18 protein-coding genes and 1 pseudogene are annotated in these 25,545 nt (G+C 66.1%); 2 read left to right on the top strand and 17 right to left on the bottom strand.

All coding sequences use genetic code 11. The features are described 5' to 3' along the window. The first annotated feature begins 99 nt into the window (after positions 1-99). Positions 100-729 carry a maleylpyruvate isomerase family mycothiol-dependent enzyme gene (locus ACXDC7_RS05610; protein WP_179444442.1) on the top strand — a complete coding sequence of 210 codons (630 nt, stop codon included), beginning with the start codon at positions 100-102 and terminating at the stop codon, positions 727-729. Between the two features lie 51 nt (positions 730-780). Here ACXDC7_RS05610 and ACXDC7_RS05605 read toward each other — a convergent pair whose 3' ends face one another. From ACXDC7_RS05605 to ACXDC7_RS05595, 3 genes are all read right to left on the bottom strand, one after another. Continuing rightward, positions 781-1,131 carry a TfoX/Sxy family protein gene (locus ACXDC7_RS05605; protein ID WP_218843712.1) on the bottom strand — a complete coding sequence of 117 codons (351 nt, stop codon included), beginning with the start codon at positions 1,129-1,131 and terminating at the stop codon, positions 781-783. A gap of 97 nt (positions 1,132-1,228) precedes the next feature. Continuing rightward, on the bottom strand, positions 1,229-2,392 hold the full coding sequence (locus ACXDC7_RS05600; RefSeq protein WP_179444444.1) for a DegT/DnrJ/EryC1/StrS family aminotransferase: 1,164 nt from the start codon (positions 2,390-2,392) through the stop codon (positions 1,229-1,231). An 8-nt stretch (positions 2,393-2,400) separates the two neighbouring features. Continuing rightward, positions 2,401-3,699: a glycosyltransferase gene (locus tag ACXDC7_RS05595; protein ID WP_459221487.1), complete on the bottom strand. Its 1,299-nt coding sequence runs from the start codon at positions 3,697-3,699 to the stop codon at positions 2,401-2,403. Positions 3,700-3,844: 145 nt separating this feature from the next. On the opposite strand from ACXDC7_RS05595, the gene ACXDC7_RS05590 reads away from it, so the two are divergent. Further along, a complete protein-coding gene (locus ACXDC7_RS05590) occupies positions 3,845-4,738 on the top strand; it encodes an SDR family NAD(P)-dependent oxidoreductase (RefSeq protein ID WP_459221486.1) in 894 nt (297 codons plus the stop codon). A gap of 41 nt (positions 4,739-4,779) precedes the next feature. On the opposite strand, the gene ACXDC7_RS05585 is transcribed toward ACXDC7_RS05590, so the two are convergent. From ACXDC7_RS05585 to ACXDC7_RS05520, 14 genes and pseudogenes are all read right to left on the bottom strand, one after another. Then, positions 4,780-6,417 (bottom strand): MFS transporter, encoded by a 1,638-nt coding sequence (locus tag ACXDC7_RS05585; RefSeq protein WP_459221485.1) that lies wholly within the window; start codon positions 6,415-6,417, stop codon positions 4,780-4,782. Positions 6,418-6,487: 70 nt separating this feature from the next. Next, positions 6,488-6,859 (bottom strand): nuclear transport factor 2 family protein, encoded by a 372-nt coding sequence (locus tag ACXDC7_RS05580; protein WP_179444448.1) that lies wholly within the window; start codon positions 6,857-6,859, stop codon positions 6,488-6,490. Between the two features lie 160 nt (positions 6,860-7,019). Continuing rightward, positions 7,020-7,280, bottom strand: a complete 261-nt coding sequence (locus tag ACXDC7_RS05575; RefSeq protein WP_179444449.1) for a 4Fe-4S dicluster domain-containing protein — start codon at positions 7,278-7,280, stop codon at positions 7,020-7,022. 20 nt (positions 7,281-7,300) lie between these two features. Further along, a complete protein-coding gene (locus ACXDC7_RS05570; RefSeq protein ID WP_179444450.1) occupies positions 7,301-8,539 on the bottom strand; it encodes an NAD(P)/FAD-dependent oxidoreductase in 1,239 nt (412 codons plus the stop codon). A 14-nt stretch (positions 8,540-8,553) separates the two neighbouring features. Beyond that, entirely contained in the window at positions 8,554-9,522 is a 969-nt protein-coding gene (locus ACXDC7_RS05565) for a DUF1702 family protein (RefSeq protein WP_179444451.1), read from the bottom strand. Further along, positions 9,519-10,520 carry a DUF1702 family protein gene (locus tag ACXDC7_RS05560; RefSeq protein WP_179444452.1) on the bottom strand — a complete coding sequence of 334 codons (1,002 nt, stop codon included), beginning with the start codon at positions 10,518-10,520 and terminating at the stop codon, positions 9,519-9,521. The genes ACXDC7_RS05565 and ACXDC7_RS05560 overlap by 4 nt, the downstream gene beginning before the upstream one ends. Next, positions 10,492-11,817, bottom strand: coding sequence for a cation:proton antiporter (locus ACXDC7_RS05555; RefSeq protein ID WP_179444453.1), 1,326 nt, complete (start codon positions 11,815-11,817; stop codon positions 10,492-10,494). The genes ACXDC7_RS05560 and ACXDC7_RS05555 overlap by 29 nt, the downstream gene beginning before the upstream one ends. Positions 11,818-11,899: 82 nt before the next feature. Further along, a pseudogene (locus ACXDC7_RS05550) lies at positions 11,900-12,742 on the bottom strand (DUF1702 family protein); the annotation flags it as partial. Continuing rightward, positions 12,735-13,697 (bottom strand): DUF1702 family protein, encoded by a 963-nt coding sequence (locus tag ACXDC7_RS05545; RefSeq protein WP_459221484.1) that lies wholly within the window; start codon positions 13,695-13,697, stop codon positions 12,735-12,737. The pseudogene ACXDC7_RS05550 and the gene ACXDC7_RS05545, both read right to left, overlap by 8 nt. Beyond that, positions 13,694-19,312, bottom strand: coding sequence for a type I polyketide synthase (locus tag ACXDC7_RS05540; RefSeq protein WP_459221483.1), 5,619 nt, complete (start codon positions 19,310-19,312; stop codon positions 13,694-13,696). The genes ACXDC7_RS05545 and ACXDC7_RS05540 overlap by 4 nt, the downstream gene beginning before the upstream one ends. Next, the gene (locus ACXDC7_RS05535; RefSeq protein WP_179444457.1) at positions 19,309-20,193 is read right to left on the bottom strand and encodes a thioesterase II family protein; all 885 of its coding nucleotides are present in this window, start codon (positions 20,191-20,193) and stop codon (positions 19,309-19,311) included. The genes ACXDC7_RS05540 and ACXDC7_RS05535 overlap by 4 nt, the downstream gene beginning before the upstream one ends. After that, a complete protein-coding gene (locus ACXDC7_RS05530; RefSeq protein ID WP_218843713.1) occupies positions 20,190-21,944 on the bottom strand; it encodes an NAD(P)/FAD-dependent oxidoreductase in 1,755 nt (584 codons plus the stop codon). The genes ACXDC7_RS05535 and ACXDC7_RS05530 overlap by 4 nt, the downstream gene beginning before the upstream one ends. Next, entirely contained in the window at positions 21,944-23,671 is a 1,728-nt protein-coding gene (locus ACXDC7_RS05525; protein WP_459221482.1) for an NAD(P)/FAD-dependent oxidoreductase, read from the bottom strand. Before ACXDC7_RS05525 ends, ACXDC7_RS05530 begins: the two co-directional genes overlap by 1 nt. Next, the gene (locus ACXDC7_RS05520; protein WP_459221481.1) at positions 23,652-25,499 is read right to left on the bottom strand and encodes an NAD(P)/FAD-dependent oxidoreductase; all 1,848 of its coding nucleotides are present in this window, start codon (positions 25,497-25,499) and stop codon (positions 23,652-23,654) included. The genes ACXDC7_RS05525 and ACXDC7_RS05520 overlap by 20 nt, the downstream gene beginning before the upstream one ends. Between the last annotated feature and the right edge of the window lie 46 nt (positions 25,500-25,545).

Here is a 25,545-nt window from a genome sequence, read left to right as displayed (position 1 = left end):
CCGTAGGATGACGATGCGACAACGGTGGCCCGGCGGCATCTGTGCCCGCTTACAAGCGGTGGAAGCCGCGCGGAGTCGGAATGCTGGCAGCATGAGGTCATGGACACGTTCGAAGAGATTGCCGACGAGCGGCGGGGCCTGGCCGATGAGGTGGCAGACCTGACGGCCGAACAGCAGGCGACCCAGAGCTTGTGCCGGGCCTGGAGCGTGCATGACGTGCTGGCCCACCTGATCGTGCCGCTCGAAGTGAGCACGCCGAGGTTTGCTGTGGCCATGCTGATGGCCGGCGGAAGCTTCGACCGCGCAAACGTACGATTGGCCAGCAAGGTGGGTCGGCGACCGTTCTCCGAGATCGTCGACGTGATGCGCCGAAAGGCCGGGGCGCGGTTCACTCCCCCGGGACTTGGCCCGGAGGCGCCGCTGACCGATGTCCTGGTGCACGGCTTGGATATTCGACGGCCACTGCAATTGCCTCGGGAGATTCCCGAACCTCGATTGCGGAAGGCGCTGGACTTCCTCATCGAGGCTCCGTCCGGAATTGTGCCGAAGGGCGCGTTGGCCGGGCTGCGGTTCAAGGCTACCGATATCGCCTGGGCACACGGCTCCGGCCCCTTGGTGAGCGGACCTGCGGACGAATTGCTCCTGGCCTGCACGGGCCGCACCGCAGCGCTCGATTTCCTGACCGGTGACGGAGTCTCGACCTTGCGAGACCGGCTCCCCGGGTCGTGATCACGCAACCTGCGACGCAGGAGTCGGGCGAGTTCGCCGGCTGGGGAAGGGTTACTTCCCCTTCTTCTTGTCTCCCGAGCCCTGGGCATGGAACGACATGGCGGCATCCATCCAGTAGTCGAGGTCCTTGGCCAAGGCCTTCTTGTCGACGGTGATCCATCCGGCACCCATCGACCGGCCCTTGCCCATCTCGGCACGCGCGGCTCCTGCCTTCTTCAGATGCTTGGCGTCGCTGTCGGGAGCGACCCGGACGAGCAAGTCGGAGCCGCCACCCGACACACACACCACCATCCGGTCGTCGACCATGAAGGCGAGGCCGCCAAACATCTTGACCTCGCGGACGTCTTCTCGATCAGCCAGCGCGTCGCGGACGCGCTCTGCAACTTCGGCATCGTATGGCACGACGGCCACTCCTCTCAGGTCGGGTTTCGCTGTCGGACAATATGTCTCGGCCGAGCCTTCCAGATGCCACGACATCTCGACTTACGCCATCTGAAACTCAGGCCACCCGAGGACGAGAACGCCCAGAATCACCGGCCAGCTTCCCGAGTTCGACGGCGACAGCGCCACACACGATGTCGACCTGCCGGACGGTCATATCGGGCCCGAACGGCAGAGTGATCACGGCGGCGCCCGCCCATTCGGCGTTCGGCAGCGGCCGGTCGGCGTACTCCTTGAACGCAGGTTGGAGGTGATTTGCGGGATAGTGGCGGCCGACACCGACGCCTCGACTCCGCAGGGCCTGCACCAGGTCATCCCGGACGTCAACGTCAACCGTGACGGCGCAGTTGAACGGTACGCTTCGATCGACATCAAGATCGTAGATCCGGACCCCGGGGATGGCCTCGATGCGCTCTCGATAGGCCCGCCACACGCGACGGCGACCCTCGGCGATGGCGGCGATCCGGACAAGCTGCGATCGACCCAAGGCGGCGTTCAACTCGGCGAGATGGGCCCGCACGCCATGCATTCTGACAACGTAATCGCCGCGGCGGATGTCGGCGTTCTCGCGGTCCACGCCGAGTGCTCGAAGCAGTCGCGGCACCTCTCCCGATGCCTCTCGGGGCGGAACAATGGCTCCTCCCTCCGCGCAGGTGATCGTCTTGATCGCATCGAAGCTGAAACACACCCAGGAGTCCCGCCCCGTGAAGGGTCGGCCATCGCCGCGCACCGAGCCAAAAGCATGAGCGGCATCATCAACCACGCTGATCTCCCTACGCCTCAGTTCGGGGAGGATGTGGTCGAGGTTGATATGGCGACCGCCATAGTGAACCGGCATGATCGCACGCGTGCGGGGAGTCACGCTCCGTAGGACGTCGTCTGGGTCCAGCGCCAGCGAGCCAGGTGCGTTGTCGATGAACACCGGACGCGCCTGGATCGCCAGGATCGCTTGGATGCTGGCACAGAATGTGAACGAGGGAACGACGACCTCGTCCCCCGGGCGGACGCCGACCGTCATCAGTGCAAGCTGGAGAGCCACCGTCCCGGACCCCACCGTGACGACTTCCTGAGCGCCGAGATAGGCCCTCAGTTCCTGCTCGAACTGGATGCCCTGGGGCCCGCGACCCAACAGTCCCTCCTTCATCGCTTCGATTACGCTGTCGAAGTCTGCGGGTGCCAGCCACGGAGCCGCGTTCATCGCGACTCGGTCGAGATCGTTCATGATCGGGGTCACCTCCGGGCGGCCTGGGCGGCCCGATTGCTGAGCAACTCCCCCACCACCTCGACGAGTACGTCGGTGCCTGCGGAGTCGTTGATCTCCCGCGACAGCCGTTGTGAGGCTTCTCGGAACTGTGGCTCGGTGAGCACTCGTTGAACGGACCGCCGCATCGTCTCGGCGCTCGGCTTGCCGGTCCGCAGGTTGATCCCGACACCGGTCCACGCGACGCGTGCGCAGGACTCCGGCTTGTCCTCGGTGTCCCCTGCGGTGACGATAGGTACGCCGTACTGCATCGCGAAATGAATTCCGCCGTACCCACCGTTGGTCACATAGGCATCGGTGAGTGGCAGGAGCTCGTGGTACGGGATGAATTCGGCCGCTCGGACGTTCGTCGGGAGCGGCCCGACATTGGCGATCGGACGGCCACCCGTCGTGATCACGACGAGCACGTCCTCATCTGCCAGCCCTTCGATCGTCGGGTGGATCACCTCGCTGAGGTCGACGTTGCGATAGGTGCCCTGCGTTGCCACCACAACGGGCTGGCCGCCCTGCAGGTCGCCCCACCACGGCGGGAGCTCGCTCGGCGCCTGCGAGACCCGGTTCGCGGGCCCGGCGAAGTGGATGTCCACCCCAGCGTCCGGTCGTGAGTACTCGAACGACGGAATTGTGAACTGGACGACAGCGTCCGTGGTGGCGTACCAATCGAAGGCGAACCCGGCGGGTCGCCGACCGTGAACCGCCGCGTACACGTCGCCATACGCGCGCTGCACACGACGCAGCCCGACCTTCTGCACCAGGGTGTTGAGCGCGACATTGCGGGCCACGTTCCAGCGCCCGGAACTCGGCGAGATGCCCAGACCGAACGGCGGTGCATACCGGGAGGACAACATCAATGGCAAGATCCCACCGCCGATGACCAATGGCCGCTCGTGGGCCGGGTGAGCGGCCAGCAAGGCCGCACCGAAGAAGGTCGGATCAGCCATCACGACATCGGCGGGGCGGGTCGCAAGCTCGGCCCGCAGCGCGTCGTACTGCGATCGTGCGGGGTCGATACATGCGCGGATCACGTCCTCGCGGATCTCCTTGAGGCCGCTCAGTCGTGGCCCTTCCTCGGCGAGCGTCCGGTCGTCGAAGTCGGCGTCGCCAGGAAGCGGAACGTAAGTCGCCCCGGCCTCGGTGACCGCGGCGGCGAACCTGCTGCCCGTCATGTAGCGAACTGCGTGGCCGCTCTCGACGAGCTCCTTGACCACGGTGAGCACCGGATTGACGTGCCCATAGAACGGTGGTCCCGCCATCAGGAACGAGTACATGAGGGTTCCTCCCTTCGCCTGTGACCCAGATCAACTGATCACCGGTGCGAGCGTTGTCGTACTGATCAGGTTGCCTGTGAGACCTTCCGCCGCACTTACGTTCGCGGTAACTGGGCGCGCTACTTTCCCTTGACACGATGAGGCCATGACGACAGCCATCAATGATCAAGATCTCCACTCCATGCGCGGACGCTCGGTGATACTGACGGGTGCTACGGGAGGTCTTGGTCGGGTGATCGCGAAACGACTCGGAGAGGCCGGCGCCCGAATCACTCTGGCGGTACGCGACGTGGGTCGCGGCCGCGAGCTCGCGGCCCGGATCCCCGGCTCTCAGGTGCGCGAGTTGGACCTCGCCCACCTGTCCTCGGTGCGCAGGTTCGCCGAGAGCTGGGATCGTCGAATCGATGTCTTGATCAACAATGCCGCGGTCATGATGGTCCCCGAAGGCCGAACCGCTGATGGCGCGGAGTTGCAGATCGGCACGAACCACCTGGGCCACTTCGCGCTGACGAATCTGCTTCTTCCCGCCATCACCGATCGCGTGGTCACCGTCGTGTCGAAAGCTCATGTGTTCGGGCGGATCGACCTCGACGATCTGCACTGGCGGCGCCGGCGCTACTCGCCGATGGGCGCGTACGCGCAGTCGAAGCTGGCCAATCTGCTTTTCACGCGCGAGCTTCAGCGTCGACTCGCGGCAACCGGGTCGCGACTGGCGCTCGCCGCCGATCCGGGATTCGCCGCGACGGATCTTGCCCGGCACACCGAGCGCCCCTTGCTCGACGTGTTCCTCGGCGTGGGGATCCGCCTCGCGGCCCAAGGAGTCGAGCGCAGTGCTCGTCCGATCCTTGCTGCGACCGCGGCCGATGTGGGGCCGGCGACCTGGATCGGGCCCGACGGGCCGTTCGGATTGCGCGGCAGGCCGGCCGTGGTCAGGTGGCCTCCGGCGACGACGGACACCTACCTCGGTCAACGGCTCTGGGACCTGTCGGCGCGTGAGACCGGCACCGATTTTGCTCCGGTCAGCACCTCGGTGACCTGACAGGCGCGGGCACCCATCCTTCTTCTAAGGCTTACGCTCGGTCAATGGCGCGGCGTGGATGCGCCACGATGCCGCGCGGCGGGTCGTACGGACATGCCGGTCTCAGACGGAAGGCCGTGCAGAACTTCGGCGCCGGTCGAGCCCCGCGTGCCGGGGACTCCGGCGCCGGCGCCTCGCCCGGCGACTACGGCAACCACGCCGGCCACCACCAAGGTCGCCGCGGCGGTGAACACGGACGCCTGGTAGCCGACATAGAATGCGTCGCGGACCAGGACGAGCAGCTCCGTACCCGGCTCGCCGATACTTGAGGCGACCTGCGCCGCCGGACCGAAACCGTCCCGCACCGCAGCGCTGACGGTCTGATCGAATCCACCCTCAAGATTCGCCACCTGCGCTCGGTAAGCGGCGTTCAGCACCGTTCCCAGCAGTGCGATCCCCAACGCCGCACCCACCTCACGCAGCGCGTCGTTCAGCGCCGCGGCGGTCGAATTGTCGTCTCCGGGGACAGAGTCGATGATCATCGTCGTCGCCACCGTCGTGGACAGACCGAACCCGATGCCGAAGATCAACAATGCGAGACCCAGGGCCCAGTAGGGCCCGTATTGGGCCTGCAGTCCCAGCCAAGCAAGAGCCGCCGCGCTCACGGCGACGCCACCGGCGACGGCCGCCCGCTCACCCAGCCGTCCCTGTGTTCTCTCCGCGATCTGACTGCCGACCGCGATACCGACCGGCAGTGGGACGAGTCCAAGGGCCGAGAACAGCGGGGTGTAGTCGCGGACGTTCTGCAGCATTTGTGGCAGCAGCAAAAACAGACCGATCGTTGCGGCGAACAAGAGCACGATCGTCAGCGACGCCACCGACAACGACGACGACCGGAAAAGCTGCACGTCCAGGAGCGGGGCGGGAGTCCGGAGCTGAGCTCGCACGAACGCAACCATCAGGGCGGCGCCACCGACGAACGACCCAACGATCACCCATGATCCCCAGCCCAGCTCGGGGCCTTGGATCAGCCCGAAGACCAGCAGACCCAGCGCCAGGGCGAACAACACGCTGCCCTGCACGTCGAGCCGCTCATCTGTCTCCCGACGATAGGTCGGCACGACGAGGAACGACGCGATCGCGACGACGACGGCCGCGATACCGGTCGAGGCGAGCACCGAGCCCCACCAGAAGAACATCACGAACACGCCACCAAGCACGAGGCCGAGCACGGCGCCGGAGCCGGACACCGCTGCCCAGATCCCGACGGCCTTGGCTCGCTTGTCGGCGGGAAAGGCCCGGGTCAGTACGCTGAGCGTCGCCGGAAGGACCAACGTGGCGCCCAACGCGGAGACGACCCGCAGGGCGATCACCAATCCGGCATCATCGGCGAAGGCCGAAGCGAAGCTGGTGACGCCGAAGATCGCCAACCCGACGGAAACCGCGTACCGCAGGCCCATCCGGTCCGCAATAGCACCGGCGGGAAGCAGGAGGGCGGCGAACGGCAGAGTGTAGGCGTTCATCACCCAGGAGAGCTGGCTCTGGGTCGCGCCGAGCGCCGTGCCGAAGAGTGGCAACGCGACGTTGAGCGAGACGTTGGCCGCGATCGTCAGCGCCAGACCGGCACACATCAGCGCCAGCAAGAGAGTGAGATGTCGCGGTGACAGTTCGCGGCGATCACGGGTGGAGGGGGTCGACATCCTGCTACTCCTCAGGACTGACGCGGGCGGGTCGGCGTGAGCTTCGCCTCCCGCCCGCGCACGGGGCGGGTCAGTGGGCCTCCTCCGGGGGTGCATACGACAACCGGTCGAACACGAGGTGGCTCTCCTTGATCTTTCCGTCGCTCACGACGAAGCGCTCGGAGGCCGGCGCGGACTGGGTGACAGGGGTGTGCGGGAAGTAGAACAGGACCGCTTGCTGGTCGTCCCCGAACGCCGCAAGCGGCGTGTGTCCGGTCATGATCTGTAGAAAGCCGCCCAGATACTCGCGGTACGCCTCCTTGCCGATCACATCCTCGCCCGGTGCGTGGACGACCACATCGTCGGCTACCAGGGCGATCGCGGAATCGAGGTCCCCGCTGGTCCACGCGGCATGGTAGGCCGAGACGACGTCGAGGGCGGTGCTGGTGGTAGTGGTGCTCACGGGCGCTCCTTCGGTCAGGTTTGGCGCGGCCCATCGGCTGATGGACGGCAGCACCAGCTTGCAGCGATCAACTCCACCGTCACTTACAGCATTCGACAGAACCGCAGGCCGGCGCCCACCAGACGTGCCGAGGGGAATCGGGCAAGCGTGACCATCGATGTCAATTGTGGTAATGGGCCGCGTTGATCTCGATGTACTCGCGCTGTTCGTCCGGGACCTCCTCGTGGGCGTAGATCGCCTCGACCGGACATGCAGGCGCGCACGCCCCGCACTCGATACAACTGAGCGGATCGATGTAGAGCTGCGGATGGACACCGAACTGGGGCTCGTCCTCCGAGGGGTGAATCGCATCGACCGGGCAGGCGTCCACGCAGGCTCCGTCGCGGCTGCTCTGACACGGGCTGGTGATCACGTATGGCATGGCGGTCCTTCGCAGTCGGGTCAGGAGGCCATCGGCTCGACGCCGGGCTCGAGCAAGGCCGAGAGGTTCTGGGGAGAGAAGAAGTCGGCCCAGGCAACGGTGTTCTGAATGACGCCGAAGAAGTTGCTGAGCCCGGTTGGGTTGCCCCGCAATGCCGCCAGGACGTCTTGGAATGCATCGTCGAATGGCTCCATGGCGGCGTGGTCGACGATGAAATCGTAGATCGGCTTCAGGGCAGCGTTGCGCCGGTACTCATAGGTGTCGAGCGCCTCTTGCAATGGGGTTCCACGGGAGAACGACGAGTCGATTGCCTCGGCGAGCAGCTCTGCGTCACGAAACGCGTCGGTGATTCCCTGGGCCGTGATCGGGTCCTTGTGTGCTCCGGCATCGCCTACCAGGGCCCATCCGGGTCCGCCCGGCTTGCGGAAGAAGTTGGAGCGGTTGCCGACACCCATGAATCGATGAGCGAGTTCGCCTTCGTCGATTCGTCTGGCCAGGTTCGGCGCGGCTTCGGCGACCGTCGCTCGGTAGTTGTGTTCGATGTTCTTCTTGAACCCGCTGAAGTCCCGCTCCGGGCGCTCGACGAACACGGCTGCGTGTTGATCATGGGTGGGGAAGGCAATGATCGTCATGCCCGGCCTGGTGTAGAACTCGAGGCTGTCGATCGGTACGCCCGTCCAGTACGTGTAGTAGCCGAAGGCTTTCGGCGCTGCGTAGTGGTATCTCGGCGCGTTCACTGCGTTGGCGACCAAGCTGCGGTAACCGTCGGCGCCGATGACGATCCGTGACTTCTCGATCACGGTTCGACCATTGCCGCAATGGCCGCGGATGCCGGTCACCGCTCCGCCGTCGTCGGTGATCAGTTCGTCCACGGTGAATCCCTGCCGGACCTCCGCACCGGCCGCGGCGGCCGCGTCGATGAGGAGCTTGTCGAGAATCGTCCGCTTCGGCGCGTAGATGGCCGCGAAGCCGTCGTCGACTGGCTCAGGGAAGCCGCTGAGTACGAACGGTCCGTACCGGGGGAAGTCGAGGTGCAGGTCAATATTGGTCACGGCGGGGCAACCGGTTGCCGCGATCGAATCCAGGAGACCCCATCGACGCAGGCGGGCCGACCCCTCTACCGTGATCATGTGCGTCGACACGGTGTCGCTCGGGAACCTCGCCCGATCGACGCAGAGCACTTTGTAGCCGCGCAGGGCCAACAGTCTGGCTGTCGATGACCCCGCGACCCGGGCGCCGATGATGATCGCGTCGTACATTGTTGATCCTTTCCTCAGTTGCCCGCGCCAACCAGGAACGGGGTTCGCCGCTCGACAGCGGATTCCGCGAGTCCGGCGGCGATTCGATGTCGCCATTCCGCCATCGCGGGGCGAGCGGTCAGGTACGAGACGTCGGCGCGGGCCCGCTCCGCGATCTCGGCCGCTGCGGCCGCCGACCGGCCGCAGAAGATCCGGCAGGCCGTCTCGGTGTGGGCCGCGGGGCTGGCGGCGACCGCCCTACCCCACGCCGCGATTGCCGCGCCTACGGCGAGTTGGGTTCTGAACTCCGCGCCGCGCATGGTCAACTTCCACAGGTCGTCCTGGCTGCCGCCGCAATAGGATGAGGCCAGTCCGATCCCCGCCCACAGCGCCTGGTGCCGGGAAGGCTCGAACCCGCGCAGTTGGAAGCCGACAAGGTCAGCATCCCCGCCCAGGGAGAACCACAACGCTCGGCCGACGCCCTGGTCGAACATCCGTCGCGAGTAGCTGGTCAAATCGGCGGGAACGCGGACATACGGCGGGTACGGCCGGCGTCGGAAGAACGCCTCGTGGAATCCGTAGCCGTCGGCAGTGACCCAGCCCAGCACCGGGTCGAGCGATGCCAGGCGCCTCTCCGGCGGCTGCCGCAGCCGGGCGTACGCGAGACCGACGCCGACATAGAAGGGGTAGCGGTGGTTGCTCGCCACCCCGCGTACGAATCGTCTGACTCGCTGCGCCGCCGGCGTCATGACGTCCAGCGCCGCTAGCCCCATCCCTGCGCCTTCCCAGGCAATCCCGCGAAGCTCGATCGGTGCGCTGGCCAGCCGCGCCTCGAGGTCCTCGGGCAGCGGATCGTGCAGGGCCGCGTGGTAACCGTCGACGAGGGTCTCGGCAATGGCACCGAATCTGGTCCAGGCGAGTGGTGAGAACCCGTCGCGTTCGAAAACCGATCGGGCCGAGGAGACCCCGAACAGGCGTCGCCGGATCTGGCCGCTCACTGTCATGATCTGTTCCTTCCCGGGCCGGTACCGGCCACGATCGACTGTTGCCACTGCAGCGCGACTGCCTCGCGCCACCGCGGGTAGGTCCCGGCATCGGGCGCCGCCGGCGACGCAGCGATCATCGGGAGCAGGGCCGCCGTCCGGGCGGCCACCTGTCGAGCGTCGGCCCACCACAACACCTCACTGGCGAGGTCGGTGTGCGGCGCAGCCGACAACCCGCTCTGAGCGCGGAACACCGCGGCCACGGCCACCCCGGTGGCCATCTGGGCGGCCCACGGACCGGCAGCATCGACCAACTCCTGGATTGCGTCTCGATCCAGGACGCCGGCGGCGTAGGCGCAGGCCAGTCCGACACCACTCCACAGATCGGGTTGCCGCGATGCCGGGAATCCGCTCAGGGTGTCGCGGATGCGTCCGACGTGCGCCCCGCAGGAAAACCACAGGGACCGCCCGACGCCTTGGTCGTAGGCATTCGCGGCGTAGCCGGTGAGTTGTCGCGGCCGGAAGTGCCGAGTGACTGCATCTGCCCATCGAAAGAAGCCGTCGAAGAAGCCGTACCCGTCGGCGACGAAGTACCGCATCAAGGGGTCCTGGGCATCGATGAACTTCATCGGGTCGCCGGGGAGACGTGCCAGCACCAGTCCGGCGCCGATGTGGATCAGACACCGGTAGGGCAACCCGGGACCGTAGCTGAACCGCGATAGGTCCGAGCGCCAGGGAAACAGCCGATCTCGGAGCATCAGGCCCATCCCGGCTCCTTCGTAGGCGATGCCCCGCACCTCCGCGGGCTGGCGGTCCATGGCTGCCGCGAGCTGGTCGTGATCTGCCAGGTCCAACGAAAGGTAGAAGCTGTCCACGAGGGTCCTCGCAACAGGCTCGAACGAGGCCCAGGTCTGGTCCATATCGGGATGTGAGCCGACCCGCTGAGCTGCCAGCTCGGGAAACTTCTCCGCCGCAAGACCCAGCGTCGCCTTAGCGAGTATGGACAGCTTGAGCTTCATCACCGCTCCTCCGCGCTCTCGTGGGGTCAGCCGCGACTGCGGCGTCGGACGGCTGTCGGTCCACCACAGCGGGGAGGAACCTCCCGTAGGCGAGGTTGAACAACGGGGTCGCCATCAGTGTGGTCAAGATCGCCATCAGGACCAGCATCGTGAACAAGGTCGGCGTGATGAGGCCGGCACTGAGGACTATGTTCAACAAGATCAACTCCATCAATCCTCGAGCGTTCATCAAGCTTCCGATGGCCAGGGACTCGCGGCGATCGACCCGATGCGCACGCGCCGCGGTGTAGCACGCGACTCCCTTCGCCAGGACCGCGACGATGACGATCGCCGCGGCGACCAGCCACAGCGTCGGCGTGTTCACCAGGCCGAGTTCGGTATTGAGTCCCGAGTAGACGAAGAAGAGCGGGAGCAGGAGTGCCTTGACGGCCGGCTGGACCTTGGTCCGCAGTTGCTCGTTGAACCCGGACGCCCGGGGCATCACAGCGCCGAGGACGAACCCACCGAAGATGGAGTGGATCCCGACCGTGTTCGTGTAGAGCGCGGCCGCGACGATCAGGACAAGCACACAGATGAGCATCGCGTCGTTGACATTGGGGACCCGCCGGACGACCGCGTTCAGCAGGCGCCGCCCGATAGTCAACATCACGACGACATAGACGAGACCTCCGGCAACGGCGGCGACAGCCAGTACGCCGTTCCCGCCGACCAACGCCAGAACCACGGCGAGGAAGATCCAGGCAACGGCGTCATCTGCCGCGCCCGCGGACAACGCCAGGGTACCCAGCGGGGTGCCGCCGATCCCGCGTTCCTGAATGATCCTCGCCAACATGGGGAAGGCGGTCGTCGCCAGCCCCGCACCGAGGACGAACATCGCCACCGGGAGGATCACGTCGGCCGTGAAGTACTGCCCGCTCTGGGCGACCAGAGGGATCGCCAGGATCGACCCGAGCACCATCGGGGTCGCCAGTCCGGCGATCGACACCGAGAGTCCGGCCTTGGCCTTCTTCTTCAGCAGGCCGATGTCGAACTCCAGGCCGATGGTGAACATGTACATGACCAGGCCGAGCTGGCTCAGTACGTACAGGGTGGGCATCAGATCATCGGGGAAGATCTGCTGTTGGATGTCGGGAAAGAACCGGCCGAACAGCGATGGGCCGAGAGCCACCCCGGCGATCATCTCGCCGACCACACGCGGTTGACCCACGTACTTGGCCAGGCTGCCGAATGCCGCACAGGCAAGGAGGATCACTGCCAGTGCCAGGCCGAACTCGAAAAAGACCGTGTCGCCGCTCATGTCAGGCTCGCTTCTCTGTGGTGTGGCGGAGGCGTTCGCGCCAGTGCGCATACGCGGGCTCTGGCCCGTCGCTGGGAAGGTCGCTCAGCGCGTCATTGGCCATGCGGCTGATCGTGCTGCTCGGCGCGCCGCAGAGCAGCGCCACGGCGCGCTCGTTGTGTTCGCCGACATTCGCCGGATCATGGCGGTTCTTGGCGGCGACGGCGGATCCTTCCGCGAGTCGGTCGGCATGGGGACCGGCGAATTCGAGAAGCCGCGCGATATCGGTCACGCCGGCGCCGCCCGTGTAGGAGCTGGCGAGGCCGATGCCCGCCCACAGGTCGCCGCGACGCGGTTCGGGAAATGCGTCGATCGTCGCTGCGACGATGTCGCTGGTGGCACCGGTACCGAACCAGATTGCTCGGCCGAGTCCTTGATCAAACACGGATAGTGCGAATCCACTGACGCCGGTCGGCACTCGTCGTTCCTGAACATGCCGGCGGTAGGAGAACAGCCCTTCGTGGAAGCCGTAGCCGTCCCACACCACCCAGCCGAACACGTCGTCCCTGAGGCGCCGGATGAAGCGATCGGGAAACCGACCGATCCGTGCGAGCCCCATGCCCGCACCCAGGTACACGGCGTACTTGTACGCGTGGGCGAACTCGTTCACGAACCGTCGCGTACGCTCACGCCAGGGCAGTAGCGTGTCGAGCGCCGCGAGCCCCACCCCTGCCCCTTCGTAGGCGAAACCTCGCAGTTCGCTCGGATACCGGTCGAGGGCACGGCACAACCGGGTCAGGCTCGGGGCCGCCAGGGCAAGCTGGCAGCACGCCGTCACGACGTCGACGACATGCGTCAGGCGCTGCTGGTTCTGCTGCGTGGCGGAGGGTAGGTGCCGAGGCGACACCCGGTAGAGCGGGGAGAGGATCACGCCCAGGCTAGCCATGGTGCTCTCCGTTCGCGCCCACCGTGTCCGGGAGAATCCAGCCGGCCAGCGTCTGCTGCAGTTCGCCATAGGCAAACGTCGACCTAGCGCCTTCCACTGCCGCGAATCCGTCGTCGACCAAGACTGCGGCGTCGTGAGCCGAGCGTCGGCACAAGATCTCGGCCGACATCGCGGTATCCGGTGTCAGGTTCCCCGCCTGGATACGGCCCTTCGCCACGAATGCAGCACCGACCGCGAGCTGGCGGCAGTGCTCACCGCTGTGTCGCTGGAGCCGGCGGACCTCGTCGGCACTGATGCCGCCGACGTACCCGCACCCGACGCCGACGCCGAGCCAAAGATCGGCACGGCGGTGGGCCGGGAACACCCGGAGAATCGAACTGATGTCGTCGACGTCGGCACCGGCGATGAACCACACCGACCGACCGATCCCCTGGTCAAAGATGCGTCGGGCATTCGGGCTGAGGTGGCCGGGCACCTGTTGGGCAATGATGTGACGGTCGGGCCGGAAGAACCCTTCGTGGAATCCGTAACCGTCCATCACCAGCCATCGCAGCACCGGATGCGAGAGCCTGTTCAGGAATGGTTCCGGGCGTCGTCGTAGTCGAGCCAGGGCCTCCCCCGCACCGATATGCGCCATATAGGCGTGCTGCCGCGCGGGCCCTTCGACGTACTCTCCGAAGCGGTCCCGCGTCGGCACGAAGCAATCCAGACCAGTCAGCCCCATGGCCGCGCCCTCGTAGGCATAACCACGCCAGGCGAGGTCCACCTCGTCGAGGCGAGCCACCAGCGTGGCCGGCCGGCTGTCGTCGAGAACCAGGTGATAGCCCGCGACCGCGGTGCGTACCGCCCTCTTGAGGTGCTGCCATTTCGCGCCGTCTCCCCGACTGAATCCGGTCGCCTCGACGTCGGATACGCCAATCATGCGGCGTTTCAGCTTCCGAACGATGCTTCTCACGTCCTGTCCTCCGTGACGATATCCATCTGCGGTCTGGCGCCGGGTGAGGCCGGACGCGGTTCGAGATCGACGAGCAGGTGTGTGATCTCGTCGTCGGACACCTGGGCCAGCAGGCGTTCGAGCTCTGCGGTGATCTCCTCGTCATCGAGCTCGTCATCGAGCTCGTCACCCGGGACCGGCACGGCGTCGTGGGCGTCTCCCGACCCGGCCCCGACCTGGCGGGCGAGTCGGTCGGCGAGGTCGCAGATGGTGGCACCGTGCAACAGATCTAGTACGGGCAGATCGACCTCCAGCACGGCGTGCAGCCGGTTGCGTACCTCGAGGGCCATCATCGAGTCCAACCCGAACGCGTTCAGCGATTCCGTGGTGGTGATCGCGGTGGGATCGAGAGCGAGCACCGACGCGACGACCTCGCGCAACACATCGGTTACGAGATCGAGCCGCTCGTCTGCCGGCGCTTCCAACACCTGAGCCACCAAGGAGTCGACCCGATCGTCGTCCACATCGCCGCTCAGCCGTCGGAAGAGCGGTGCCAGCTCGCCGGTCGGCGACGCTTTGCGCGCCGCGCCCCAGTCGGCGGAGATCACCACGACGTGCGACCGGTCAGGGTCGATGAGATAGCGGGTCAGGACCGCGGCACCCGTTTCCGGGGTGATCAACTCGATACCGAGGCGGCGGTACAGCGCTGCCAGCTTCAGGTCCTCCACCATGCCGATCGACCACGGTCCCCAGCCGATGCTCACCGCCGGCAATCCCTGCGCCCGGCGCAGTTGCGCCAGCGCGTCGATGAACGCGTTGCCGGCAGCGTAGTTGGCCTGTCCCGGCGAGGCGATGACCGCGCCCGTCGAGGAAAACATCGTGAAGAACCGGAGCCGCTCGGTGGAGAAGATCCGGTGCAGGTTCCACGTCCCGCTGATCTTGGGCCGAAGCACTCGCTCGAACTGCTCGGTCGTCATCTGCTGGATCAAGGCGTCGTCAACCACTCCGGCGGTGTGCACGACACCTTCGATCGGAGCCCCGGAACGACTGATCATCCAGGTACGCAGGGCATCCTCGTCGGCGACATCGACCGCGGCGAGCTCCACCCGACACCCCGTCTCGTCCTCGAGAGTTCGGACGCGGTGCACGGCCGCGGCCAGCGGGTGGTCGGCGTCAAGTTCGTCCCAGTCCTGCCGATCGGGCAGCGCGGTTCGGCTCATCAGAATGATCTGGCGCGCGCCGCTGTCGGCCAGTCGGCGGGCGACCACAAGGCCGAGCGCCCCCAGCCCGCCGGTTACCAGATAGCTCGCCTCTGCGCTGAGCTCGACCGGGAACGGCACGCCCTCGCGAGGCACCTTGTCCAATCGGGCCGTGTAGTGGATTCCGCTCCGGAAAGCGTTGTGATCGTCGATGCCGGACACTGCCGCGGTGACTATGTCCCCAACGTCGGTGGCAACGTCGGCCCCGTCGATATCGATCAATCCTCCCCACGCCGACGGCAATTCCTGGTGGCCGAGCACGCGTCCGGTTCCCCAGATGGCGGCCTGGGTGGGCGATGGGGTTTCCGTGTCGAACACCGCCTGCCCGTGACGGCTGACCAGCCAGAGTCGCCATCTCGGATCCGGCGCCACGCTGACCATTGCCCGAGCAAGCTCGAATACCGACGCCGAGGCAAGCACCTGCTGGTCCAGCGTCTTCGCCCCGCCGGCACTCGGATCTATCGTCGTGTTCGTCGCCCACAGGTGAATCAGGTGATCAACATCTCGCTCCACCAGGTACTGGGCCAGCGCCAGGTACTGACCCGGGTCGGCCGGGTTCAGCTCGATGGTTCCGTCGTCGCCGACCCACAAGCTGGGCCGCGAGGCGGGGGAGACCTTGATCACCGACTTACCGGCGACAGTCAGTTGCTCGGCCAGCGCGTCGCCGACGCCGCGCTCGTCGGCGAAGACCGCAAATGTCCTGCCGTCCCAGCTCGCCGCCTCTGGCGGCTGGTCGAGCGGGGGCGCCACCGCCTCCCACTCGAGTTGGTAGAGCGCCTGATTCACACGCTCCGGCGACCCCCCGAATGCCGAGTCCAGCGACCGAGCGGTGTAGCCGGTGATCTCGGCCAGCAGGACTCCTTCGCCATCGTGCAGCGAGACGTCGCAGGTGACTTCGTGGTCGCCGGCGGAGATGACCTTCGCGGTGGCCTGCATGGTGGCGGTCGGTCGACCGTGAATGGTGACTGATCGGATCTCGACGGGCAGGAACGCCTTGCCGGGTTCATCCGATCTGCCGAGCGCGCGGACCAGGGGCATCTGGAGAGCCGCGTCCAGCAACACGGGATGGAATCGATAATCCCCGAGCTGATTGGCCACAGTGTCCGGCGCGCTCACCGACGCGGTGATCGTGTCATCATGATCATCGATCTCGGCGATGGTTCGAAACGTGGGTCCGTACTGGAATCCCGACACCTCGAGCGCAGTGTAGAACTCTGTGCCACCGAGGTGCCTGCCGTCACGAAGCTCGGGCCCGGCGATCGGCTCTGCCCCGGGATTGATCGTGGCGCGCTTGATTCGAGCGGCGGCGTGTACGGTCCAGGTGCGATCGCCACCCGGCAGGGCTCGGAATCCGGCAATCTCGATCGTCGCATCGTCTGTCCGCAGCGTGGTCCGCAGCCGTGGGTCGTTGGTGGCATCCAAGCTGATGGCGTGCAACAGCCGAAGATCGTGCACCGAGTAACGACCGTCCAGGTATGTGTCGGCGGCGGCGGCGTTGATCATCTCGACCAGCGCCGCGCCAGGCACAAGGGAACTGTTCTGGATGCGATGGTCGGTGACGCCGGGCAACCATTCTGGCCCGACTTCGACCTCCCAGGTCGGATGCGGCGCATTCAGGCGTTGCCCCAGCAGCGGGTGAACCGGTTTGTAGTGCCGGTCCTCGGCGGCCTCTTTCGACTCGTTCCAATAGCTGCTCATCTGCCACGGATATCGGGGCAGGTCCACCAAGGCGCCGGCTCCCGGACCCGAAGCCCCCCAGGAGATCTGGTGGCCGACGCAGTGCAGCGCAGCCAGCGCAGAGTAGAAGGTCGTCTGGTCATCGGCACCCCGACGCATCGACGAGAGCAGTACGCCCTCCGTCGCCTGCTCGCTCAGCACCTCACGCATGGAGCCGGCCAGGACCGAGTGGGGACCGAGTTCGACGAAGTGGGTGTACCCGTCGTCGACCATCTCGGCGAAGGCTGCGGCGAACAGCACTGTGGCCCGCACGTTCTGCCACCAGTACCGGGCGTCGACAGCGGCGCCGTCGATTCTAGTACCGGTGACCGTGGAGTACAACGGGATCGTCGCCGACGCGGTCGCCAGTTCACCCAGTGCAGCGACGAGTTCGTCGCGGATCGGCTCCATCAGGTGGCTGTGGTAAGGCACCTTGACCTGCAGGAACTTGTGGAAGACACCAAACGTCTCGAGTTGCGCGGCCATCTTCTCGAGAGCCGCCGCATCGCCGGCCATGGTCACCGCGGACGGGCTGTTGACCGCCGCGACCGACACCCCGGGGCCGGCCTCACTAACTGCCTTCTCCAACGTCTCGGGCGACAGACCCACCGCCAGCATCCGTCCGGTGCCGGTCGCTCGCTGCTGCAGCCTGCTGCGATGGTAGGCGACCCGAACGGCCTCCTCGAAGCTCAATACGCCGGAGAGGTACTGAGCCGCCAGTTCACCGGTGGAATGGCCGACCACCGCGTCCGGTTCGATCCCGTGGCTCTTCCACAGTTCCGCGAGTCCCACCTGGACGGCGAAGTTCGCCGGTTGCGCGACCTCGGTCTCGCCCATCCGCGACGCGTCCTCGGCGGCAAGCAGCTCCTGCACGAGTGACCACCCGGTGTGCTTGGCCAGCTCGTCGGAGCAGCGCTCGACGGCCGCCCGGAAGACAGGTTCGCTGTGAAACAGCTGGCGTCCCATCCCCCACCACTGGGGCCCCATACCCGTGCATACGAAGGCTACCCTCGGCTCCTTCGCGGCAACCGTGCCGGTAACCAGGCCGTCGGCCGCGCGACCCGCCGCGAGCGAACCGAACCGCTCGGCGGCCTCTGCGCCAGCACGTGCCACCACGGCCGCGCGATGATCATGATGCGTACGCCGAAGCGCAGCCGCGCGACCGATGCCGCGCAGCGTCGCCTCGTCGACGCCCGCGACCCGCTGCGCCATCAGGTGGCCGAGCTCGGCGAGGGCCTGCGGGGTCCGCGCCGAGATCGGGATTACGGTCGGCGCCCCGTCGTCTCCGGGCGCGGCCGCTGTCGGGGCCGCGCTCGGGGGTGCCTCGCAGAGCACGACGTGGGCGTTCGTACCCCCGAACCCGAAGGAGTTCACCCCGGCGATCCGTGGCCCGCTCTCGGGTCGCGGCCACGCCAGCTCCTCCGTCGGCACCAGAAGGTTGAACCGCTCGAAGGGCACCGCGGGGTTGGGGTTGTGCAGGTGCAGATGCGGTGGGATCTTCCTGTGTTTCAGGGCAAGTGATGTCTTGATCAGGCCAGCGACGCCGGCCGCAGCCTCCAAATGACCGATGTTCGTCTTGACCGAGCCGATCACGATCGGTTGGTCATCCTGGCGCCCCTCGGCGAGCACCGAGCCGATCGCCGTCGCCTCGATCGGATCCCCGACCGGTGTGCCGGTGCCGTGTGCCTCGACGTACTGCACCTGTGCCGGCTGGATTCCGGCCACGGCCTGGGCAGCCCGGATGGCCTGCTGCTGAGCGGCGCCGTTGGGCACTGTGATGCCGTCGGTCCGGCCGTCCTGCGAGACCGCCGTGCCCAGCACGACGGCGTAGATCGGGTCATTGTCGGCCTGCGCCTGGGCCAGAGGCTTGAGAACAACGACACCGGCCCCTTCTGCGCGGCCATAGCCGTCGGCTGCCGAGTCGAAGGCCTTGCAGCGGCCGTCCGGGCTGAGGAATCCCCCTTTGGATTCGGCGATGGTCATGTTGGGGGCGAGCATCACGTTGACCCCACCCGCGAGGGCCAGGTGACATTCGCCTCGCAGGATCGCCTGCGCGGCAAGATGGACGGCGACCAGTGAACTCGAGCAGGCGGTGTCGACGGACATACTGGGACCGGTGAAGTCGAACGCGTGTGAGATTCGGTTCGACAGCATCGTCATCATCATTCCGGTGGCGGAATGGGCCTGCAGCTCGTAGCGACTCTGAACGCCGTAGTTCTGCAGCAGTTGGTAGTCCAGCGTGAAACCTCCCATGAAGACGCCCACGTCAGTGCCCGCGAGTCGGTTGAGGTCCAGGCCGGCGTCTTCGAGCGATTCGAAGGCGACCCGCAACAGGAGGCGTTGCTGCGGATCGAGCCAGATCGCCTCTCGTGGTGAGATTCCGAAGAACTGCGCGTCGAACTCGTCGACGCGCGTCAGGAACCCACCGCGACTGACATGGGTCTTGCCGATCTTGGTGCGGTCGGCGTCGTGGAACTTCTTGACCTCCCACCGATCTTCAGGAATGTCGCGGGTGGCGTCCTGCGCCGAGCTCAGGAGCTTCCAGAAGGCTCTTGGGTCGGTGACTCCGCCCGGGAAGTGGCACCCGATACCGATGATCGCCACCCGGCCGTCCTGCGGCGGCGAGTCCTGGGGGTTGGCGATGGGGTTGTTGATGGTCATGCCACGTCACCTCCGTTGATCGACGAGTCAGGCTGGAACAGTGGGCTCAGTCGTCGCCGGATCTCGAGAACGAGAACCCGAGCCGCGGGGTGCAGATAGAGGTGGTCGCCGGGAAATACGGTCAGGTCGAAGCCCGCAGTGGTGTGCTCCCGCCAACCAATTAGATCGTTGCGACCGACTCGCACGTCGCGCTCGCCGCCGAAGACCGCGATCGGGACGTCCAGGGGTGCCCGATGCATGTATTCATAGGTGTCGCACAGCTCCAGGTCTGCCCGCAGCGTCGGGAGCAGCGCGCTCATCAACGCGTCGTTGGATAGCACGTCCGGCGCCATGCCGTCCTTCGCCAGAACGATCTTCAGCACCTCGTCTGGGAGGTGGTAGATCCTGATGTTCGTCGAGGGCAGGTGCGGGGCACGGAAGGCGCTCAGCATGAGGTACGCCGGCTGCGGCAGTCCTCGGGATCGAAGTGCACAGGCAACCTCGTAGGCGATCAAGGCGCCCATCGAGTGACCGAAGAACGCGAACGGCCGGTCCATCACCGTGACGAGTGCTCCGACCAAATCGTCCACCAGGCCGGCCATGCGGCGATGCGGCGGCTCGGCGAGCCGGTTCTCTCGCCCGGGTAGCTGTACTGGCAGCACCCGGAACCGGCCGTCGCCACCGTCGAGATGCTGCCAGCGGTGAAATGTGGATGCGCCCGAACCTGCGTAGGGAAAGCAGAACAGGTCCACCTCGGCTTCCTGACGGATCGCAGACGCCGGCAGGAACCAGGCCCCGGGGTTGCTACGCTGCCGAAGTCTCCAGAGCAGACGTCGCCGACTGCCCGGGTCAAGCTTCGCGACCTGCTCGGGGGTTGCCTCCGGTAGCCGATTGCCGCTCATCGCTCCCCCTGTACGCGAATCGGGCGTGGCTTGCGACCGGTGATCCAGCCGTCGCCGAGGGCGCGGGACCCCTGCAGCCCGTGGTAGGTCTCCAGCAGGGACATCAGCAGCGTCGAGTCGCGCCACGCCCCGGCCTGTCTGGTTTGCGCCGCCGTCGCGTGCGACGAGTCGTACTCGGCCAGCACGGTCGCGATGAGCTGACCCGACAAGAACTCGACCAACTCCACGTTCTGGATGAACTTGTCGGACAGATCCTCATCGACGTGCCCGGCGGTCATTCCGCTGTGCAGCGGTGCCATGAACTCGAAGTCGTAGAAGCTCAGGAAGGGATCGCCCTGGTCCCGGTCGGCCGCACCGTCAAGGTCGTCGACCGCTGCCCACTCCCGGAAGAACTGCTGCACCGCCCGACTCGCCACGCTGAAACGCGCGAGCCCGGTAACTATCTGCGGTTGATCGGCAAGCTTTCTGATCATGTCGTGGAAGTAGAGCAGTCCGGGCACGGCCCAGTAGGCGGCCGTGTCCCAGACGATCTTCGCGATCATCACGCGGGAGTTGCCCATTGCCGGGTACTGCCCCGCGTAGATCTCGAGCCAGCCGTCGGTGATGATCTTAAACATCTCGTTGTGGATGGCGCAGTTCTCCTCGATGTCCTCGCCGGCCAGGTCGCGGGTGACGAGATCGGTGATCAGCCCGTTGCTGATGGCGATCAGGTCCATGCCCGGCGAATAGAGCGGATCGAGAAAGATGCCGGCGTCACCGGTCAGGCACCAGCGGTCGGCGGAGAACACCTGCGATGCGCCGAATGCGTAGTCACGCATGACCCGGAAGTCCAGCACGTCGTCGATGCGGGACCGAATGGCTGCGGCGCACTGTGGTTCGTGGGTGTCCAGCCAGTCCAGCGCGCGCTCGAGACTGTTGAGTGCCGAGAAGTCGTGCAGGTCGGGATCGGTGACGATGCCGATGCTGGTCGCGCCCGACGCCAACGGGATGATCCAGACCCAGTACCCGCGACCCATCAGGTGGTTGGTGGACAGCAGGCGCCGGCTTTCCCGGATCCGGGCGTGCCACTCCGGCGTGTCCGACCAGTCATCGACGTCGATCTCGGCGGCAACTCGCAGCCACACGGCGTTCGCCCGGTGCTTCACCTTCTCCGACAGACCAAGCTTGCGCTTGATGAACGCGGCCCGCCCGGTCGAGTCGACGATCCAGCGTGCCTGGATGCTGCGCTCCACGCCCTCCGTCCGCAGCGTCACGGCGTGGTCGGACTCGCCGTTGATGCCGACGTCGACCACCTGTGTCGCGTCCAGCAGTGTCACATCCGGAAGCTCCGAGACGATGTCGGTCAACGTGTTCTCAAGGCGACCCCGATCGATCTGGAACGTTCCCACACGCTGCGGCGGCGCCACCGCGTGGCCCAGCTCGCGGCGCTGTGCGATGTCCCGATTGTCGCCGGCGCTGAAGAACACCCTGAGCCCGAACTTGTTCAGGTGATCACGCTGCAGTGGCTCCGCCAGCCCGATCACATCACGGAGATAGTGGGCCGCGATCTCGACGGTGGACTCCCCGACCTTGTGTGCGGCCTCGCGAACCGGGTGCCTGACCTTCTCGGCCACCAGGATGGAGAGATCCGGGCAGGCCCTACGTAGTTGTAACGCAAGGGTCAGCCCCGCGATTCCTCCGCCGAGGATCGCCACATCTACGTTCTTCGAGTCCACCTGCACCGGCTGCTCTCGAGTGGCGGTCGCGTCCATCATCCCGCCTCGGCTGCCGTCTCGGCCCGGGTTCCGAGCGATATCCACGACGGATCGATCGGATTGGCCTCGTTGAGCTTGCGATACTTCTTGATCAGCTCCGCCGACATGGTCTCGGTACGCCAGGCTCTCGCCTGCGTTCGCGCCTCGGCGCTGGGAGAAGCTTCGAGCCTCGCCGAGACGACGGCGAACAACTGACCGGCGAGTTGCTCGAGCAGCGCCACGTTCTTGGCCACCTGCGCGGCCAGTTCCGCCGGCGGCAAGCCTGCGTCCATCCCCGTGTGCAGATCGATCAGGATGTCCATCAGCGAGTAGGGATCGGCAAACACGTTGCAGGCGGTCGCCGAATCGACGGCGTTCCACTCGCGGAAGAACTGCTGAATGCGCGTGTGTACTTCCCAGGTCCGGTAGAGGGCGGCCAGCGACTCGAGATCCTCGGACAGGTATCTCAGGCGGTCGTGAAAGTACAGCAGTCCGGGAACGGCCCAGTAGATGATGGTGTCCCAGATCACCTTCGCGACAATCACCCGGGCATTTCCCAGGACCGGATACTGATCTTCGTAGGCGACCAACCAGATCTGGCTGAGCAACAGGTACACCTGGTTGTGGATCAGGGCACGGTCCTGGCCGCCATCGAGAGCGTTGATGATCAGGTCTGTGACCAGTCCGTTGCTGATTCCCATCAGGTCCCCGCCGGAGGAGTAGAGCGGGTCGATGGAGACGCCGGCCTCACCGGTCAGGCACCACCGATCGGCCGAATAGACCTGCTGGGCGCTGTAGGCGTAGTTCGCCATCACCCGGAAGTCGAGAACGCGGCCCAGGTCATGGCGGATCGCTTCCGCACACTGCGGCTCGTGATCAGCCAACCAGCCGAGCGCCTTCTCCAGGGTGTTGAACCCGGAGTGGGGGTGTATTCGCGGATCTGCAACGATGCCGATGCTGGTGGCCCCGGACGACAACGGAATCAGCCATACCCAGTAGCCGTGGCCCATCAGATGATTCGTCGACAGGCGCCGCAGCCCGCATGGCACCCGTCGGCGCCAATCCGGATCGTCGGACCAGGTCTCGACATCGATCTCGGTGTCGATGCGCAGCCAACTGGCGTTCATCTGGTGGCTGACCGGGCGCTGAAGTCCGAGCTTGCGCTTCAGAACCGAGGCGCGACCCGAGGCATCTACGATCCACCGCGGGCTGACCTCCACCAGGTGAGACTCGCCCTGGATCGTTGCATGGTGCCGCTCCGCCTCCGGCCGTAGCTGGATGTCACGGACCTGGCGTCCGCTGAGGAAGATTGCCCCCAGATCTGCTGCCTTCTTCGCGAGGTAGTTCTCCAGCCGCCCACGGTCGATCTGGTACGCCGGCAGCGGGGCGTGCGTGATCTGGCCGTACTCGACTCGCCGCGCGATATCGGTGTTGTCCCCGTGGGTGATGAACATCCGCAGGCCGAACTTGTGCAACTGTTCGCCGTCGAGATGCTCCTGGAGCCCGAGCACGGTTCGCAGATAGTGGGCCTGCATCTCGACACTGGACTCGCCCACCTTGTGTGCCGCCTCCGCGACGGGATGTGGTAGCCGCTCGGCGATCATGACATCCAACGTCGGCCGCGCCCGGAGGAGCTGGATTGCCAAGGTGAGACCGGCAATGCCCCCGCCGATGATCAGAACATCAACTTCTGCGTCGTGCTGCCCCCGTGTCCCTGCTTGTTGATCATGCTGCGCCGACTTCATGAAGGGCTCCTTTCACTTCGGCACATCGCGACGTACGAATCCATCCCGGTGATGTTGGCGCGGCGGCACGACGGGACCGATAGGTCCTCCTGAGCGACGCAATCACCGGGTCACGCTGCCACTTCTGCAGAGCCGCGACGGTGGCGTCAGACGTATCTTCGGCCCGTTCCCGAATGATCGACTCGACGAGCTGGCCCGCAAGCTGCTCGAGAATCGCCCGATTCTCCGACAGGCGCCGGGCGATGTCAGAGCCGCAGTCCTCCGCCATCGCGTGATGCAGGTTCACCATGAAGTTCAACGGCGAGTACAGATCGACGAAGTCACTGGATGCCTCCCCGGATTCGATCGCGGCCCACTCGCCGAACAGCTGTTGCACCCGGTTGCTCAGGACCGCCAGTTGCTCGAGATCGCGGATCAGGCCGGCGTTCGTGCCCACATTGAGGAACCTGCCGTGAAAGAACAGGAATCCGAACACCGCCCAGTAGAAGGCCGTGTCCCAGATGACCTTCGACGTCATCACGGATGCATTGCCCAGCAGCCCGTACTGGCCCCGATAGATGCCGAGCCAGATGTCGGCAATGGCCAGGTAGAGCTTGTTGTGCGCGGCAGCCAATGCCGTCACGTCGGCACCCGCCAACGACTTGGTCACCAGGTCGCAGGCTAGGCTGTTCCCGATGGCGACCTGATCCAGCCCGGGCGAGTACAGGGGATCGAGGAAGATCCCGGCCTCGCCCGTGATAGCCCAGCGCTCGCTGCCCGAGAAGACCTGTTTGCACGCATATGAGTAGTCACGCATCACGCGGAAGTCGAGCACCTGGTCCCGGTGACGCTCGATGATCGCCGCACACTGTGGCTCATGCTCGGTCAGCCAGGCCAACGCCTTGCCGAAGCTGTTGATGTCGCTGAAGTCATGCTGATCGGCCGAAGCGACGATTCCGACGCTGGTGGCCCCGGTGGGAAGGCGGATCAGCCAGACCCAGTACCCCTCGCCCATCAGGTGCACGGTGGACTTTGACCGGTCGCCGTTCCGGATCCGTTTGCGCCACTCCGGATCCTCGCTCCAGGTGGTCACATCGATCGGGTGGTCGACGCGGAACCAAGCGGCATTGGCGTGATGGCCATTGCGGACCGACTCGTGTCCGAGCCTACGGCGAAGGACGCGCGCTCTTCCGGTCGCATCCACCATCCAGCGAGCGCGAAGTGGGTTGTCTCGGCCTGCGACTTCGACGAGATGGTCGTTCCCCTCGGCACCGACCTCGACCTCCCGTACACGGCCGTTGATCATCTCGATCCCGGCGGCGGAGCACCGTCGCGCCAGCTCGTTCTCGAGTCGGCCACGGTCGAGCTGATAGGTGGCCAGGAGCGGGAACACGGACCCACCGAGCTCGCGACGCGCGGCGATGTCGGTGTTGTTGTCGTGGCCGAAGAACATCCGCAGCCCGAACTTGCGGATCTGGTCCTGCTCCAGGTGCTCGGCCAGTCCCAGCACGTCTCGTAGATAGTGCGCAGCAATCTCGACGGTCGATTCGCCCACCTTGTGCGCAGCCTCGGGCACCGGGTGCGCGGACCGCTCCACCACAGCGACAGCGATGGCCGGGCTGCTCTGCTTGAGCTGCAGTGCGAAGGTCAACCCGGCAACTCCCCCGCCGAGTACGGCGACATCGAAGGTGCCAGCAGTCGACGAGACCCGTGGGTGGGCGCCAGCATCGACGGTGTTGTTGCTGACGCCGTGCTCACCGCCCCTGGACTTCTCGCGCAGTTGTCGTAGCAGGGCGCGACGTTGCTCCGGCGACAAGCCGATGATCTTGTGATCACTTGAAGCGGCCATGGGCACCTCCCCTTGAGTGCCTCCACTCTGGCCAGCTCGACTTCAG

It is taken from the genome of Naumannella huperziae (genome assembly GCF_054073625.1).
Note: the sequence above shows the minus strand (reverse complement) of the source record. Positions and strands in the feature narration are given on the sequence as shown.